At 54.5% G+C, this 18043-nt stretch carries 12 protein-coding genes; 3 read left to right on the top strand and 9 right to left on the bottom strand.

The window, feature by feature from the left end; translation table 11 throughout:
• Positions 1-400 precede the first annotated feature (400 nt).
• From focA to pflA, 3 genes are all read left to right on the top strand, one after another.
• Positions 401-1258 carry a formate transporter FocA gene (focA, locus tag ACOTY9_RS09040; RefSeq protein WP_014883214.1) on the top strand — a complete coding sequence of 286 codons (858 nt, stop codon included), beginning with the start codon at positions 401-403 and terminating at the stop codon, positions 1256-1258.
• A 51-nt stretch (positions 1259-1309) separates the two neighbouring features.
• Entirely contained in the window at positions 1310-3592 is a 2283-nt protein-coding gene (gene pflB, locus ACOTY9_RS09045) for a formate C-acetyltransferase (RefSeq protein ID WP_023332542.1), read from the top strand.
• A gap of 205 nt (positions 3593-3797) precedes the next feature.
• Positions 3798-4538: a pyruvate formate lyase 1-activating protein gene (pflA, locus tag ACOTY9_RS09050; RefSeq protein WP_014883212.1), complete on the top strand. Its 741-nt coding sequence runs from the start codon at positions 3798-3800 to the stop codon at positions 4536-4538.
• 36 nt (positions 4539-4574) lie between these two features.
• Here pflA and ACOTY9_RS09055 read toward each other — a convergent pair whose 3' ends face one another.
• The 9 genes from ACOTY9_RS09055 to ACOTY9_RS09095 form a co-directional block, all read right to left on the bottom strand.
• On the bottom strand, positions 4575-5096 hold the full coding sequence (locus tag ACOTY9_RS09055; RefSeq protein WP_023332541.1) for an anti-virulence regulator CigR family protein: 522 nt from the start codon (positions 5094-5096) through the stop codon (positions 4575-4577).
• A gap of 123 nt (positions 5097-5219) precedes the next feature.
• Positions 5220-6368: an MFS transporter gene (locus ACOTY9_RS09060; RefSeq protein ID WP_047343753.1), complete on the bottom strand. Its 1149-nt coding sequence runs from the start codon at positions 6366-6368 to the stop codon at positions 5220-5222.
• A 274-nt stretch (positions 6369-6642) separates the two neighbouring features.
• The gene (locus ACOTY9_RS09065; protein WP_014883209.1) at positions 6643-7506 is read right to left on the bottom strand and encodes a dimethyl sulfoxide reductase anchor subunit family protein; all 864 of its coding nucleotides are present in this window, start codon (positions 7504-7506) and stop codon (positions 6643-6645) included.
• A 1-nt stretch (position 7507) separates the two neighbouring features.
• Positions 7508-8125 carry a DMSO/selenate family reductase complex B subunit gene (locus tag ACOTY9_RS09070; protein ID WP_014883208.1) on the bottom strand — a complete coding sequence of 206 codons (618 nt, stop codon included), beginning with the start codon at positions 8123-8125 and terminating at the stop codon, positions 7508-7510.
• A 10-nt stretch (positions 8126-8135) separates the two neighbouring features.
• A complete protein-coding gene (dmsA, locus tag ACOTY9_RS09075) occupies positions 8136-10580 on the bottom strand; it encodes a dimethylsulfoxide reductase subunit A (protein WP_023338208.1) in 2445 nt (814 codons plus the stop codon).
• 212 nt (positions 10581-10792) lie between these two features.
• Positions 10793-12085 (bottom strand): serine--tRNA ligase, encoded by a 1293-nt coding sequence (gene serS, locus ACOTY9_RS09080; RefSeq protein WP_023332538.1) that lies wholly within the window; start codon positions 12083-12085, stop codon positions 10793-10795.
• Positions 12086-12177: 92 nt separating this feature from the next.
• On the bottom strand, positions 12178-13521 hold the full coding sequence (rarA, locus tag ACOTY9_RS09085) for a replication-associated recombination protein RarA (RefSeq protein WP_014883205.1): 1344 nt from the start codon (positions 13519-13521) through the stop codon (positions 12178-12180).
• Between the two features lie 9 nt (positions 13522-13530).
• Positions 13531-14145, bottom strand: coding sequence for an outer membrane lipoprotein chaperone LolA (gene lolA, locus ACOTY9_RS09090; RefSeq protein ID WP_014883204.1), 615 nt, complete (start codon positions 14143-14145; stop codon positions 13531-13533).
• A 128-nt stretch (positions 14146-14273) separates the two neighbouring features.
• On the bottom strand, positions 14274-17963 hold the full coding sequence (locus tag ACOTY9_RS09095; RefSeq protein ID WP_348565663.1) for a DNA translocase FtsK 4TM domain-containing protein: 3690 nt from the start codon (positions 17961-17963) through the stop codon (positions 14274-14276).
• Between the last annotated feature and the right edge of the window lie 80 nt (positions 17964-18043).

The following is an 18043-nucleotide window of genomic DNA, read 5'->3' on the forward strand; positions in this document are numbered from 1 at the left end:
ATAACATTAGCAGCAGTAGGCGTATTCAATCGTCTGGGCTATATTACGGGGCAATTTCATTGCCCCGTTTTTTATTTTTTTCGGTAATGATTGCTGATTGTAATAATAAAGTTAAACATGGGTAAATATAATAATCTTTACCCGGGCTTTATTGTTACTTTTTATGGTAAATACTCCATATTAATTAACTGTTTCGGAGGGGGCCGAACGAAATAATTCAACTCTTTTCATAACTTTTAAAATTTATTTTTATACGGATAATCAATTACTTACTCCGCATTTGCTGTAAAACCATACACACTGCGGGCCTATAAGCCAGGCGAGATATGATCTATATCAATTTCTCTTCTATAATGCTTTGTTAGTATCTCGTCGCCGACTTAATAAAGAGAGAGTTAGTGTGAAAGCTGACAACCCTTTTGATCTTTTACTCCCCGCCGCGATGGCAAAAGTTGCCGAAGAAGCGGGTGTCTATAAAGCAACGAAACACCCGATGAAGACGTTCTATCTGGCGATTACTGCTGGTGTGTTCATCTCAATCGCTTTCGTCTTCTACATCACTGCCACTACCGGTACTGCTGCCATGCCTTTCGGCATAGCCAAACTGATTGGCGGCATTTGCTTCTCACTGGGTCTGATTCTTTGCGTCATCTGCGGTGCCGACCTCTTCACCTCAACGGTGCTGATTGTCGTGGCAAAAGCCAGCGGAAGAATTACCTGGGGTCAACTGGCGCGCAACTGGCTTAACGTCTACGTTGGCAACCTGATTGGCTGTCTGCTCTTTGTTCTGTTGATGTGGCTTTCTGGCGAGTACATGACCGCCAACGGCGGCTGGGGGCTTAACGTCCTGCAAACCGCCGACCACAAAATGCACCACACATTTATCGAAGCCGTTGCTCTCGGCATCCTTGCAAACCTGATGGTCTGCCTGGCGGTCTGGATGAGCTATTCTGGTCGTAGCCTGATGGATAAAGCCATGATTATGGTTCTGCCGGTTGCGATGTTTGTTGCCAGCGGCTTTGAGCACAGTATTGCGAATATGTTCATGATCCCGATGGGGATTGTTATCCGCAACTTTGCAAGCCCGGAGTTCTGGACCGCAATTGGTTCATCCCCGGAAAGTTTCTCTCACCTGACTATTATGAATTTCATTACTGATAACCTGATCCCCGTCACTATCGGGAACATTATCGGTGGGGGTCTGTTAGTTGGGTTGACATACTGGGTCATTTACCTGCGTGGCGACGACCATCATTGATGGTTATCTCAGGCAGTAAATAAAAAATCCACTTAAGAAGGTAGGTGTTACATGTCCGAGCTTAATGAAAAGTTAGCCACAGCCTGGGAAGGTTTTGCGAAAGGTGACTGGCAGAATGAAGTCAACGTCCGTGACTTCATTCAGAAAAACTATACCCCGTATGAAGGTGACGAATCCTTCCTGGCTGGCGCAACTGACGCGACCACCAAGCTGTGGGACAGCGTAATGGAAGGCGTTAAACTGGAAAACCGCACTCACGCGCCAGTTGATTTTGACACCTCCGTTGCTTCCACCATCACTTCTCACGATGCTGGCTATATCAACAAAGCCCTTGAGAAAATCGTTGGTCTGCAGACTGAAGCACCACTGAAACGCGCAATCATCCCGTTCGGTGGTATCAAAATGGTTGAAGGTTCCTGCAAAGCGTATAACCGCGAGCTGGACCCAATGCTGAAAAAAATCTTCACCGAATACCGTAAAACCCACAACCAGGGTGTATTCGATGTTTACACCAAAGACATTCTGAACTGCCGTAAATCTGGCGTTCTGACTGGTCTGCCAGATGCGTATGGCCGTGGCCGTATCATTGGTGACTACCGTCGCGTTGCGCTGTACGGTATCGACTTCCTGATGAAAGACAAATACGCGCAGTTTGTTTCCCTGCAGTCTGACCTGGAAAACGGCGTAAACCTGGAAGCAACTATCCGTCTGCGTGAAGAAATTGCTGAACAGCACCGTGCGCTGGGTCAGATCAAAGAGATGGCAGCGAAATATGGCTGCGATATCTCTGGTCCTGCAACCAACGCCCAGGAAGCTATCCAGTGGACCTACTTCGGCTACCTGGCCGCTGTTAAGTCTCAGAATGGTGCAGCAATGTCCTTCGGCCGCGTATCCACCTTCCTGGATGCGTACATCGAACGTGACCTGAAAGCAGGTAAAATCACCGAGCAAGACGCTCAGGAAATGATTGACCACCTGGTCATGAAACTGCGTATGGTTCGCTTCCTGCGTACCCCAGAATACGATGAACTGTTCTCTGGTGACCCAATCTGGGCAACCGAATCTATCGGTGGTATGGGCGTTGACGGCCGTACGCTGGTCACCAAAAACAGCTTCCGCTTCCTGAACACCCTGTACACCATGGGTCCTTCTCCGGAGCCGAACATCACCGTTCTGTGGTCTGAAAAACTGCCTCTGAACTTCAAGAAATTCGCCGCTAAAGTGTCCATCGACACCTCTTCTCTGCAGTACGAGAACGATGACCTGATGCGTCCGGACTTCAACAACGACGATTACGCTATCGCTTGCTGCGTAAGCCCAATGGTTGTTGGTAAGCAAATGCAGTTCTTCGGTGCGCGTGCAAACCTGGCGAAAACCATGCTGTACGCCATCAACGGCGGCGTTGATGAAAAACTGAAAATGCAGGTGGGTCCTAAGTCTGAACCTATCAAAGGCGACGTGCTGAACTATGACGAAGTCATGGAGCGCATGGACCACTTCATGGACTGGCTGGCGAAGCAGTACGTGACTGCACTGAACGTTATCCACTACATGCACGACAAGTACAGCTACGAAGCCTCTCTGATGGCGCTGCACGACCGTGACGTTATCCGCACCATGGCGTGTGGTATCGCAGGTCTGTCCGTTGCTGCTGACTCCCTGTCTGCAATCAAATACGCGAAAGTTAAACCAATTCGTGACGAAGACGGCCTGGCTGTAGACTTCGAAATCGAAGGCGAGTATCCGCAGTTTGGTAACAACGACTCTCGCGTTGATGACATGGCGGTTGACCTGGTAGAACGTTTCATGAAGAAAATTCAGAAACTGACTACCTACCGTAACGCTATCCCGACTCAGTCTGTTCTGACCATCACTTCTAACGTTGTGTATGGTAAGAAAACAGGTAACACCCCAGACGGTCGTCGTGCTGGCGCGCCATTCGGACCAGGGGCTAACCCAATGCACGGTCGTGACCAGAAAGGTGCAGTAGCCTCTCTGACCTCCGTTGCTAAACTGCCGTTTGCCTACGCGAAAGATGGTATCTCTTATACCTTCTCCATCGTGCCAAACGCGCTGGGTAAAGACGACGAAGTGCGTAAAACTAACCTCGCGGGTCTGATGGATGGTTACTTCCACCACGAAGCGTCCATCGAAGGTGGTCAGCACCTGAACGTGAACGTAATGAACCGTGAAATGCTGCTCGATGCGATGGAACACCCTGAGAAATATCCTCAACTGACCATCCGTGTATCTGGCTATGCAGTACGTTTTAACTCCCTGACTAAAGAACAGCAGCAGGACGTTATCACCCGTACTTTCACTCAGTCCATGTAAGTGGAATTGACTGAAATCACGCGTTAAAAGGCGTACAATAAAGGCTCCACGCAAGTGGGGCCTTTTTAATACCCTCGCTTCATCAGTCTCTTTTGTCCGCTATCTATATACTTAATGGATAACAGCCAAAACAGACTCGACATAGCCTTTGAGCTGTGCAACTACATAGGCCCCCGGATGGGCCAAATTCGGAGATCTCACCGCAATGTCAACTATTGGTCGCATTCACTCCTTTGAATCCTGTGGCACCGTCGATGGCCCGGGTATCCGCTTTATTACCTTCTTCCAGGGCTGCCTGATGCGCTGCCTGTACTGCCACAACCGCGACACGTGGGACACTCATGGTGGGAAAGAAGTCACCGTGGAAGATCTGATGAAAGAGGTGGTGACCTACCGCCACTTTATGAACGCGTCCGGCGGCGGCGTGACCGCATCCGGCGGCGAAGCCATTCTTCAGGCTGAATTTGTCCGCGACTGGTTCCGCGCCTGCCGCAAGGAAGGCATTCACACCTGTCTCGATACCAACGGCTTCGTGCGCCGCTACGATCCGGTTATTGATGAACTGCTCGAAGTGACCGATCTGGTGATGCTCGATCTCAAACAGATGAATGATGAGATCCACCAGAATCTGGTTGGCGTTTCCAACCACCGTACGCTGGAATTTGCGAAGTATATTGCCGACAAAGGCATCAAAACCTGGATCCGCTATGTTGTTGTTCCCGGCTGGTCAGATGATGACGACTCTGCGCACCGCCTGGGGGAATTTACCCGCGACATGGGCAACGTCGAGAAAATTGAGCTTCTGCCCTATCACGAACTCGGCAAACATAAATGGGTGGCGATGGGTGAAGAGTACAAACTTGATGGCGTGAAGCCACCGAAAAAAGAGACGATGGAGCGCGTGAAAGGTATTCTTGAGCAGTATGGCCACAAGGTCATGTATTAAAGAAAAGGCCCGGTGAGAACCGGGCCTTTTTAAATTCTATTTAAAGACGCCGTTAATAACGGAAGTCACAATCGCCGTACTCAGCGCAATTAAGACCAGATCGTCACCCACCACGCGCCATTCATAACCTGGGTAGGATGGAAGCTGGCCGAGCATAGAGGCTGGCACGGTTTTCTTCGCAATACCCGGAGGAAGTGGTTTACCGCGGGCCAGGTTTTTCGCAATACCCGGAGGCAGAGACTCATAGCCCGTTAAGCCGTAATTCAGTGCCAGGTGACGGGCATGATCGAAGCTCACGCGAGCGTCAACATCATTGCCGACATCTTTGCTGCTTTTAAAGCTCTTATCAGATTTCCCTGGGTTATCCTGACCGCTATTTTGCTTATTACCATGGTTACCAGAGTTCCCGTTACCATGATTGCCGCCATTACCTTGTCCGCCACCGTTGCCGTGACCACCGCCATTCCCGTTTCCTGGATTAGCCATGACCGGAGCCGCTGCAAACGTTAAAGACAACACTACGGCAAGTGCGGTAGTGGAAAAACGACGTTTAGACATGATTGTTGCCTTTTAGTGGTAGAACTCATTTGAATTATCGCCGGGCGGGGAAAACAAACAATACGTAAAAGTCTTATATGTGACAGGGACAAAAAAGCCTGTCAATGACAGGCTTTTATTTAATCAGGCGTGCGCCACAGGCGTTGGATGCTCGCCTGCTTTGCGCAGCAGCATTAAGAGATAAATAAACGACACGCTGGCGATCATGATAAACAGCAAATTGTCAGAATAATTCTGCATCAGCATCGCGGTAAATGTTGGTCCCAGCAGGCTGCCGATGGTATAGCTTAATAACAGCGCCTGGTTCATCGCCACCAGCTGGTGATGTTCAACTTTCTCACAGGCCCACGCCATCGCGACCGGATAAAGCGTGAACCCCGCTGCCCCAAGGATAAACAGCGCTGGGGCCATCGCGGCGTTGCTGAGCATAGCAAGACAGCCCATGATCACCACAAAGACCTGAACGCGCAGCACCAGCAGGCGACCGAAGCGATCGGCCAGGCGGCCGATCGGCCACTGGCCGACAATCCCCGCGCTCACCATGACCGCCATCCAGAAACCAATCCCGGCATCGCTGACACCCTGATGGTTCAGGTAGAGCGGCATAAGACCATAGAGCGAGCCCAGAACAATCCCCGAGATAATGCAGCCATTCACTCCCAGACGCGCCTGGCGCAGCCTCAGCATCGGCCAGATGTGGGTCGCTTCCTGATGCTCACTTTTCTGGTTAACGATACGCGTAAAGAGCAGCGGCAGGATCGCCGCCAGCACCATACCGGTTACCCATGGCAGCACGCTCATCAGGTCCGTTGGCAGTTTGCTGACCATCAGTTGTCCCAGCACGGTGCCCACATAGTAAACCATCATATAGGCTGCCAGCAGGCGTCCGCGGTTACGTGACGTGCCGCTGCACATCAGCGCACTTTCAACAACCACCCAAATCATCGCGCAACCGACACCGGCGATAAAGCGCCACGCCATCCAGCTCCAGAAGCCGACCATCAGGCCCAACCCGGCACACCCGGCGGCGAAAATCAGCGAAGCCAGATAATAGCTGCGATTAAAGCCAAAGCGTTTAATCAGGCTACCGGTTAATAATGTGCCCAGCAGGTTCCCGGTGAAAAAGGACGAGCTAACCATACCCACCTGCCAGGTCGGTAAGTTTTCATGGGCGAGCCACAGCGGGACGAGCGTATTCAACACTGCGATCGCCAGGGTCAGCAGAAGCAGGCCACAGAGCAACAGTAGCACTGGCCGGGTATAGGTGGTCATGGATTAAAAACCGTGAGGAAGTTCAGATTTCGTGCGCATCATGCCACTGGCAAAAACAAAGTCAATCCACTGATTTAGCCGGCTCGCACGATATGTTCCCTGTCGATTTAAAAAACTTATCCTGCTAATGCAGTGCCTGCTATAGATATTAATTATGTCTCTGTTTTTATTTATTAATGGTAGAAATTAAAACAAAACGACAGTCGAAAAATTTCATGAATGAAAAAAGAAAAGCCGGGCGCTATGTCCCGGCTTTTTATAACAAAAAATAAGATTAGCTGGCGATGGCCATACCGACCGTCATATGCAGACCATAAAAGACGCCACGACCAATCAACTCCCCTGCCAGCACCAGCACAAAGGCCAGTGATAACAACGGCAGAGCAGGCTGGTAGCCTTTTAGCTGAGGCGCGATCCAGAATACCAACGCCGCTACCAGCAGCACGATACGCCAGGCCATCAGAGAACCGTAATCCGGCACCAGCGCAGAGGCCTGCTGAATGGAGCTATGAATGGTGGCCAGCTCAGCACCCTGCATCAGAGCAACAATTGCACTCACCACCAGCGCCAGCAGCGATACGGCTGGCAGCAAACGCATTGCCCAGCCGTCTACCCCCGCCACGCGCAACAGCAGATAGCCGAGCAGCGGCCCGCCGATAAACATCGTCAGGAAGAAGCTCATTGGCGTCCAGACGCTGTACCAGGTAGGGACGGTATCAATGGTGTTATAGACACGCACCATCATCCATACAAACACCACGCCCAGCACCATGGTCACGATCAGCCAGAGGCTACGCAGACCTGCAGGCAATTTTTTAAGCGCTGCCAGCAACCAGCCCAGCCCGCCGATGGCGAAGAAAATCGCCCCGCTGGCAATCTCGTTACTGAGGGACGATGCCCCCACGCGGTTAAGCGAGTTAAACGCGCGCATCGGTGAGCCCAGGTGCAGCGTAGAGGCGATAAAACCAATCCCCATCAGCACCCACAGGCCAAACATGCTCAACACTAAACGCTGCTGCTGTTCAGCAGTGAGTTGACCTTTCAGCAGTGCCAGCGCGAGCACGATGAAGCCACCCGCCACGCACTGACCAAAGACCGTGAAGATCATCAGCGGCCATTCATGCCATCCACTTCCCATCTCACACCTCCTTCGGGTTTGCCAGGTAGCCGGTGGTATCACCTGTAGGACGGCTGTTGGCGTTGGGTTTAATCACAATACTCGGCTTCGTGAAGTGCGCGGACGGCAGCGGTGCTACCGCAGCAAGCTGACCATGTTTTTGACGCAGTTCTTCAATAGGGCCAAAGTCCAGCGCGCGCAGCGGACAGGACTCGACGCAGATCGGTTTTTTGCCATCCGCGACGCGAGAGTGGCAGCCGTCGCACTTGGTCATATGCCCTTTGGCGGCATTGTACTGAGGTGCTCCGTACGGGCAGGCCATATGGCAGTAGCGGCAGCCGATACAAACATCTTCATCCACGACCACGAAACCGTCTTCACGCTTGTGCATCGCCCCGCTCGGACAGACCTTCGTACAGGCAGGGTCTTCGCAGTGGTTACAGGCAATCGACAGGTAATAGGCAAACACGTTCTGATGCCAGACACCGTTATCTTCCTGCCAGTCGCCTCCGGCGTATTCGTAGATGCGACGGAAACTCACGTCCGGGGTGAGATCTTTGTAATCTTTACAGGCCAGCTCGCAGGTTTTGCACCCGGTGCAACGGCTGGAATCAATGAAAAATCCATACTGGGTTGTCATCGGTTACTCCTTAAACCTTTTCAACCTGAACAAGGTTTGTGTGAGACGGGTTGCCTTTCGCCAGCGGCGACGGACGCTGCGTGGTCAGTACGTTAATGCTGCCTGCCTGATCGATGCGGTTGGCATCAGGGCTGTACCATGCCCCTTCTCCCAGCGCCACGACGCCTGGCATCATGCGTGGCGTGACTTTGGCTTCAATGTGTACCTCACCGCGACCGTTGAAGATGCGCACGCGATCGCCATTGTTAATACCACGCGCTTTCGCATCCATCGGGTTGATCCACATCTCCTGGCGGCAGGCGGCTTTCAGTACGTCGACGTTACCGTAGGTGGAGTGAACGCGCGCTTTATAGTGGAAACCGGTCAACTGCAGCGGGAATTTCGCCGTGAGCGGATCGTTATAGTTTTCGAATCCTGGCGTGTAGATCGGCAGCGGATCGATAACGTCCCCCTCCGGCAGCTCCCAGGTAGACGCAATTTTTGCCAGTTCTTCGGAGTAGATTTCAATTTTGCCCGACGGCGTAGTCAGCGGGTTCGCCTGCGGATCTTCGCGGAACGCTTTGTAGGCAACGTGATGCCCTTCAGGATCGCGCTGTTTGTACATGCCCTGCTTGCGGAAGGTATCGAAATCCGGCAGGTCTGGGATGGCTTTGCGGGAGAGTTCATGGAGATGGCGCATCCAGCCTTCCTGAGTACGTCCCTCGGTAAACTGCTGCTCAACGCCCAGACGCTTCGCCAGCTCGGAGGTCATCTCATAGATGGTTTTGCACTCGAAGCGCGGTTTGATCGCCTGATCGGTGAAGATCACGTAAGACATGTTGCCGCAGGAGGCATCCAGCGCGAAGTCCATCTGCTCAGACGCGGTGCAGTCCGGCAGCAGAATGTCGGCGTATTTTGCCGAGGAGGTCATGTGGCAGTCGATCACCACAATCATCTCGCACTTCTTGTCGTCCTGCAGGATTTCATGAGTGCGGTTGATTTCCGAATGCTGGTTGATAAGACAGTTACCGGCGTAGTTCCAGATCATCTTGATCGGCACGTCCAGCTTGTCCTTACCGCGCACGCCGTCGCGCAAGGCGGTCATTTCCGGGCCACGTTCAATCGCATCGGTCCACATAAACATGGAAATGCTGGTTTGCACCGGGTTGTCCAGCGTTGGCATACGTTCAAATGGGACTTCATATGAGCCTTCACGCGCACCAGTGTTACCACCATGAATCCCCACGTTGCCGGTCAGAATGGAGAGCATGGAGATTGCGCGGGTGGCAATTTCACCGTTCGCATGACGCTGCGGTCCCCACCCCTGGCTGATATAGGCCGGTTTGGCTGAGCCAATCTCACGCGCCAGTTGAACAATACGCTCGACCGGAATACCGGTGATGGTGGACGCCCACTCCGGCGTTTTCGCCACGCCGTCGCTGCCCTGACCGAGAATATACGCCTTGTAGTGGCCATTAGCTGGGGCACTGGCTGGCAGGGTTTTCTCGTCATAACCGACGCAGTATTTATCCAGGAACGGCTGATCGACGAGATTTTCAGTGATCATCACCCACGCCAGCGCGGAGACCAGCGCGGCATCGGTACCTGGACGGATTGGGATCCACTCATCTTCGCGCCCTGCACCGGTGTCGGTATAGCGTGGATCGATAATGATCATGCGGGCATTGGATTTAGCACGCGCCTGTTCGAGGTAGTAGGTCACCCCGCCGCCGCTCATACGCGTTTCACCCGGATTGTTCCCGAACAGAACGACCAGCTTGCTGTTTTCGATATCAGACGGGCTGTTGCCGTCTGCCCAGCCACCGTAGGTGTAATTCAGTCCTGCGGCGATTTGTGCAGAGGAGTAGTCACCATAGTGGTTAAGATAACCGCCGCAGCAGTTCATCAGACGCGCCACCAGCGTTTTTCCCGGTGGCCAGGAGCGGGTTAGCGTGCCGCCCAGCGTTCCGGTACCGTAGTTCAGGTAGATGGATTCGTTGCCATACTCTTTGATCAGCCGCTGCATATTGGTGGCGATAATATCGTAGGCTTCATCCCAGCTAATGCGCTCGAACTTCCCTTCCCCACGTTTACCCACGCGCTTCATTGGGTACTTAAGACGATCCGGATTATAGACGCGACGACGCATGGAGCGGCCACGCAGACAGGCGCGAACCTGGTGTAACCCTTCGTAGTTATCGTCCCCGGTATTGTCGGTTTCGACATATTTTATTTCGCCATCCACTACGTGCATACGCAGCGGGCAACGGCTACCGCAGTTTACCGTACAGGCACTCCACACCACTTTTTCCGGGACTGAGGCCGGGGATAGTGCATCCGCCGCTGACGCCAGTCGGGTAAAAGGGAGCGTGAAAGCGCTGCTGGCTACAGCCAGGCCGCCTATTGCCGTGGTTTTCATCAAACCACGGCGAGTGACCTCGGCAGCCAGCAATTCTTCAGGCGCGTTGATTTTCATAGAGACTCACTTTGGTTGCTCACAAAGAAAAGAGAGGCGGCACAAACCGCTATGTAGTTTTATATATAACGAAATTATTCGTTATCAGCTTTTTCTGCTGACTTTCATTCGGAGGAGTATTACTACTTTAGAGGCAGGGGGTATTGCGTCGTATCAATTCACAGGCATAAAAAAAGCGCCCGAAGGCGCTTTTTTTGTTTTGAGGCACATATTTAGCCGATGTACTGCTGACCTTTCATGTATGGGCGCAGCACTTCAGGGATCTCAATACGGCCATCTGCCTGCTGATAGTTTTCCAGCACGGCAACCAGCGTACGACCCACAGCCAGACCAGAACCGTTCAGGGTATGCACCAGACGGGTTTTCTTGTCAGATTTACTGCGGCAGCGTGCCTGCATGCGGCGCGCCTGGAAATCCCAGACGTTAGAGCAGGAGGAGATTTCACGGTAGGTGTTCTGCGCAGGTACCCACACTTCCAGGTCGAAGGTTTTGCAGGCACCAAAGCCCATATCACCGGTGCACAGCGCCATACGACGATACGGCAGGCCCAGCAGCTCGAGGACTTTCTCGGCGTGACCCGTCATCTCTTCCAGCGCGTCCATGGAGTCTTCCGGACGAACAATCTGCACCATCTCGACTTTATCGAACTGGTGCATACGGATCAGACCACGCGTGTCGCGGCCATAAGATCCCGCTTCAGAACGGAAGCACGGAGAGTGTGCGGTCAGTTTGATCGGCAGTTCGTCTTCGTCGATGATCTCATCACGCACGAGGTTAGTCAGCGGCACTTCTGCGGTAGGGATCAGCGCATAGTTGCTGCTGTCTGCTTCTTCATCCAGCGGACGGGTATGGAACAGGTCGCCGGCAAATTTCGGCAGCTGACCCGTACCGTACAGCGTATCGTGGTTGACCAGATACGGGACGTAGGTTTCGCTGTAACCGTGCTGCTCGGTGTGCAGATCCAGCATGAACTGGGCCAGCGCACGGTGCAGATGGGCAATCTGGCCTTTCATCACCACGAAGCGAGAACCGGTCAGCTTAACCGCGGCCGCAAAGTCCAGACCCGCGTGCATTTCGCCCAGCGTGACGTGATCGCGCACCTCGAAGTCGAACTCGCGAGGCGTACCCCAGCGTTTCACTTCAACGTTGTCGTTCTCGTCTTTGCCGACAGGCACGCTGTCGTCAGGAATGTTCGGGATCGCCAGCGCAATATCGCGAATTTCGGCCTGAAGAACGTCCAGCTCGGCTTTCGCCTGATCCAGCTCTTCACCCAATTTGTTCACTTCCAGGCGTAATGGCTCAATATCTTCCCCGCGCGCTTTCGCCTGGCCAATGGATTTCGATCGAGAATTACGCTCTGCCTGCAGATTTTCAGTTTGTACCTGCAGAACTTTACGACGCTCTTCAAGAGCGCGCAGCTTATCTACATCCAGCTTAAAGCCCCGGCGTGCCAGTTTTTCAGCGACTGCGTCTGGCTCATTACGCAGCAGATTGGGATCGAGCATGCTTATCCTGTGCTTATCGAATTAAAATAGGAAAATGTGACCACAGCCTGCGGTCACAAGGATACTATGCCAACATTACCGCAACGATCGAACTAACGGTAGCGTTTTATAGGGCTATTTTGATCCTGTCCGGCGAGCCAGGTGAGCTTTTCACCAATCTTGCCCTCAAGACCTCTGTTTGTAGGGTGATAATAGCGGGTTTGTGCCATTTCCTGCGGGAAATACTCCTCCCCGGCGGCATAGGCGTTGGGCTCGTCATGCGCATAGCGATACTCCTGCCCGTAGCCCATCTCCTTCATCAGTTTGGTTGGCGCGTTGCGCAGATGAACCGGCACATCGTAATCCGGGCGTTCACGTGCGTCCGACATCGCGGCCTTAAAGGCGGTATAGACAGCATTGCTTTTCGGCGCGCAGGCCAGATAGACAATCGCCTGCGCAATCGCACGCTCGCCTTCTGCTGGGCCCACGCGGGTAAAGCAGTCCCAGGCAGAAAGGGCAACCTGCATGGCGCGCGGGTCAGCATTGCCGACATCTTCTGAGGCAATCGCCAGACAGCGGCGCGCCACGTACAGCGGATCGCCACCCGCGGTGATTATGCGCGCGTACCAGTAAAGCGCCGCATCCGGGGCGCTGCCGCGGACGGACTTATGCAACGCCGAGATCAGGTCGTAGAAACGATCGCCTTTATTATCAAAACGCGCGCTGCGCTCACCGGCAATTTCGGTCAGGAGTTCCGGCTTCAGCACCCGCTTTCCGGCATCATCCACTTCGGCCATATCGGCCATCATTTCCAGGGTGTTCAGCGCGCGGCGCGCATCGCCATTAACCAGCTCCGCAATCGCCCTGCGCGTTTCGTCAGGCAGAACGATATCCTGCCCGCCGTAGCCGCGTGCTTTATCGTCCATCGCCTGGGTCAAAACCTTTTCGATATCCTCGGCGGTCAGGGATTTGAGCAGGTAAACGCGGGCGCGAGAGAGCAGCGCCGAATTCAGTTCAAACGAGGGGTTTTCGGTGGTCGCGCCGATGAAGAAAATTGTGCCGTCTTCAATATGCGGTAAAAAAGCATCCTGCTGGCTCTTGTTGAAGCGGTGAACTTCGTCGACAAAGAGGATGGTGCGGCGCCCGGCATTACGGTTCTGGCGCGCGCGCTCGATTGCCTCGCGGATCTCCTTTACGCCGGACGTGACCGCCGAGATACGTTCGACGTCAGCGTTGGCATAGCGGGCAATCACTTCAGCGAGGGTCGTTTTACCGGTCCCGGGTGGTCCCCAGAGGATCATGGAGTGCAAATGCCCGGCCTCAATGGCCCGCGGCAAGGGTTTCCCCGCAGCCAGCAGGTGCTGCTGGCCGATGTACTGCGCTAAATTTTCTGGCCGCATACGAGCGGCCAGAGGTTGAAACGCATTATCTGAAAAATCGAGCGACAGATTGCTCACTCATGCCTCTTACTTATTGCGTTGGTCGTCCACCGTTACGCCCTGCGGCGGGGTGAAGGTGAATTTCGAAGCATCCACGGCGCCGTTCTGCTGAGACTTGAGCTGGTAGCTGCTGCGCTGATCGTCCTGCTCAACCGCGCCGAACTGATTGATGGTCCCGTTGGTGCTGACGTTGATGGTGAACTGCTTCAGGTTGCCGTTGCTGCCTTTCGGCGTCAGGACAAACTCATCACCGTTCTGCTTAATATTGTACTGCTGCCAGTCGCTGGCCTGGTTGCGGGCGATCAGCATAAAGGGCGTATTGCTGGTGGCATCTTTCAACCAGGTTGCCGTGGCCTGCTCAACGAACGGGTTGAAGAACCACAGTGTTTTACCGTCAGAGACCAGGATGCTCTCATCCGGCTGAGTCATGTGCCAGTTAAACAGATTCGGGCGTTTTACCCACAAATCTCCCTGACCTTCCTGCACCGCGTTGCCGCTGCCGTCAGTCACTTTCTGCGTGAAGCTGGCGTGGAAGCTGCTCACTTTATCCAGTCGGCTTTTAAGGTCGCTGGCCGCATCAGCCCAGACGCTGCTGGCAACAAAACTGGTGAGTAATGCACAGGCGATGGCGATTTTTTTCATTGTTATTCCTTAAAATACGTCTTCCCGAAATGGGGTTTCCGTCATCTATTCTGGACCTGCCCGAAGGCAGGCGACAGAAGAAAATGCTTAATTTTGGCTGATTTACCCTTCTTTGCAATCGCTGAAGGTTAATCAAACGGCGGCGGCGCCAGCACCTCGCGGTTACCGTTATGCCCCTGCTCGCTCACGATGCCCTGGGCTTCCATCTGTTCGATGATACGCGCCGCGCGGTTATAGCCAATGCGGAACTGACGCTGGACGCCAGAGATCGAGGCTTTACGTTTTTCGGTGACGAAATTAACCGCCTGATCGAATAACGGATCCAGCTCTTCGCCGCCGTCAAAGCCACCGCCGCCACCTTCGCTTTCCGTATCGCTGGTAATACCGTCCACATATTGTGGGCGACCGCGTGCTTTCCAGTCCTGCACAACGGCGTGAACTTCTTCATCGCGGACGAACGCACCGTGGACACGCACCGGAGAGGTGGAGTTCGGGCCGGAATAGAGCATGTCACCCATACCCAGCAGCGACTCTGCGCCGCCCTGGTCAAGAATGGTACGGGAGTCAATTTTACTTGATACGGTAAAGGCGATACGCGTCGGAATGTTCGCTTTGATAAGACCCGTAATAACGTCCACCGAAGGACGCTGGGTGGCCAGCACGAGGTGAATACCGGCCGCACGCGCTTTCTGCGCCAGACGAGCAATCAACTCTTCTACCTTCTTACCGACGGTCATCATCAGGTCAGCAAACTCATCCACCAGCACGACGATATAAGGCAGTTTTTCCAGCACCGGATGCTGGGCATCCATGCTATCGCCCGGCTTCCAGTAAGGATCCGGAATCGGACGCCCCATGCGCATCGCCTGGGCGATTTTCTCGTTATAACCGGCCAGGTTACGCACGCCCAATGCAGACATCAACTTGTAGCGGCGTTCCATCTCGTTGACGCTCCAGCGCAGGGCGTTGGCAGCGTCTTTCATGTCGGTGACCACTTCCGTCAGCAGATGCGGGATACCTTCGTAGACGGACAGTTCGAGCATTTTCGGGTCGATCATGATGAAACGCACATCTTCCGGCTGCGCTTTGTAGAGCATGCTGAGGATCATGGCGTTCACGCCGACGGACTTACCGGAACCGGTCGTACCGGCCACCAGCAGGTGAGGCATTTTCGCGAGGTCTGCCACCACCGGATCGCCAGCGATATCTTTACCCAGCACCACGGTCAGCGGAGAGGGGTTATCACGGAACTTGGTGTTGTCCAGCACTTCACGCAGGTAGACGGTCTGACGTTTTTTGTTCGGCAGTTCAAGACCCACGTACGGTTTACCCGGAATCACTTCCACCACACGCACCGCCACGGTCGACAGAGAACGCGCCAGGTCACGAGACAGGTTAGAAATACGCGCGGCTTTTACGCCCGGCGCCAGGTTCAGTTCGAAACGGGTGATGACCGGACCCGGGGAGTAGTTCACCACATCCGCCTTAATGCGGAAGTCAGCCAGACGGGCTTCCACCAGACGGGCCATCTGCTCCAGAGCAAAAGTATCAACCGGCTCGACTTCAGCAGGAGGTGGCGTCAGCAGATCCAGTGACGGCAGCGGCGTGCTTGGACGCTGCAGCGGACGGCTGTCACCGTTACGCATCAGCAGCGGGTGAATCAGGCTCTCCTGCGGCTGTGGCGCTGGCTGCTGGAACTGCGGCGGCTGGTGTTGTGGCTGCTGCGGTTGAGCATACGGCTGCTGAACCGGTTGTTGCGGCTGCGCATAGGCCTGCGGGGCAGGCTGCTGACGCACAGGTTCAGCTTCAGGCATCACGCTCGGGGTAAATAAAGGCTCACTCGGACCATCATCCACCAGGTCTTTCATTGGTGAGAACTCGAAATCAGACAATGAGAACGGGTTGGCACCCGTTGGCTGTTCCCCGGAGTAGCGCTGCTGTTGCGTTGCCGCGAACTGACGCGCTAACTCTGCCTCTGCAGCTTCATCTTCATCGTCCAGAGCGGGCTCATCGTGCTGGTATTCTTCACCGTAGCGTTGATTCTGCTGTGCCGCGAACTGGCGAGCCAGTTCGTCCTGGTGCATGTCATCTGCGTCATCTTCGTAGTCCGGCTCACGTGCTTTTTCTTCGGCCATACGCTGGGATGGCAGTTTGATGCCGTAAGAGGCAAGTTCACGACGGGTAGGAACGCGAACGCGGTTAGGGCGTGGCAACTGTGGACCAATCCCCTCTTTCACCTGAGGACGCGGTGCGCCCCCCGTAGCCAGGCTGAAGACAGGTGCGGCAGCAGCAGCGGCCACGGTGCCCTGCTTCACGCTTTCGGCGACAGGTGCAACCGCAGGCGTCGCGTCGACCGGCGGAACCGAAACTGAAGGTGCCTTCGTAACGGGCTCCTGCGCGGGTTCAGGCACAGGCTGATACCAGGCCGCCAGCTGCTCGCGTTCACGGGCGCGGCGTTCTTCAACTTCTTCAAAATAGTACATTGGCGGACGAGACGGTTTCACCTCTTCCATCACCTCAGGTTCAGGCTGAGGCTCTGCATATGGCTGCGCAGGTTCAACCGGTTCAGGCACATATTCCTGATACGGCTGGGCCACAGGCTGCTCATAGTGCTGCGGTTCATACTCAGGTTGCGGCGGCTGGTAAGGCTGCTGCCACGGTTCCTGCTGCACAGGAATATAGCTTTCAGGTTCAGGCGCGATAACGGGCTCCGGCGTATGAACACCGGGCGCGGTCTGCCACGCAACGTTTGGCTGCTGAATAACGGATTCTGGTGGTGGAACCGGCGCGGAGGGCATCACGGCTTCGACAGGCGCGGCATACGCCTGCGCGGCAGTCGTGGCGGCTGCGGCTGCCGCAACCGGTGCGGTGACCGTATGGCCGTTCAGCAGCGGATCGTATTCGTCAAATTCACCCGGGGTAGCACGGCTGCCGGAGAACAGCACATCATCAGGATCGACAGCGGCACCCGCGGCACGGTACTCAACCTGCTCGTCTTCATCCATACGTTTACCGGAGAAGAGCGCGGCATCCGTTTTGCGTCCAAGCGGGTTGGCAAATTTTTCCGCGACGCGCTGGCGACGCGCCAGGGCACCGCGCAGAATACGGGCACGACGAGATTCACGACGCTGTACCGGGGCCTCGTCTTCTTCATCGTATTCCTCTTCATAGTCGTCATCATCGACCCACGTATCGTCGCGGCGGGTCCGGTTGCTGGCGAACGTCAGGATCGTGAGAATAAAGCTGCCGATTTTTTCGGCAATGCTCACCCATGACCAGCCGGTAAACAGCGTCAATCCTGCCGCCCAGATGCACAGCAGCGCCAGCGTGCCACCGCTGCTGTGCAGCATGGGCTGTAACGCAGAACTGAGCAGGCTACCAATGACCCCGCCGGAGGCGAAGTACCAGATGTCATCGGCGTTAATCGCCGCCAGCCCGCAGGAGGTGAGGATCAGTGCCAGCGCGCCAATCAGGCGCAGGGAAACCGCAAAATAGTCGATGTAATCATCGTTCTGACGATGACGCCATGCAAACCAGCATCCGCCGATGATAATGACGGGAATGGTGTAGGCCATCACACCGAATATGAAAAAGAGCGTGTCCGCAAGCCAGGCACCGGGTACACCACCTAAATTATGGATAGGTTCATGCCATGCGGTTTGTGACCAGCTGGGATCGGAAGGGTTGAAACTGAGTAAGGCTGCCATCAGCCAGACGGCAAAAAGGGCAATAACAATCAGCAAAGCCTCGAGGAGACGACGTCCGCTGCTTAGCTTCGATAGTGTGACTTCTTTGTCTTCAGTGTATTCCTGGCTCAAGAAAGGCTCTCCAGGTATCAGGCATATCCTGCCTGTTTGCTAAAACGGACAACAGCGCCGGGACTCCCCGGCACTGTTGC

The sequence above is a fragment of the Enterobacter cloacae complex sp. SHL012 genome, assembly GCF_049237505.1.
GTDB lineage: Bacteria > Pseudomonadota > Gammaproteobacteria > Enterobacterales > Enterobacteriaceae > Enterobacter > Enterobacter kobei.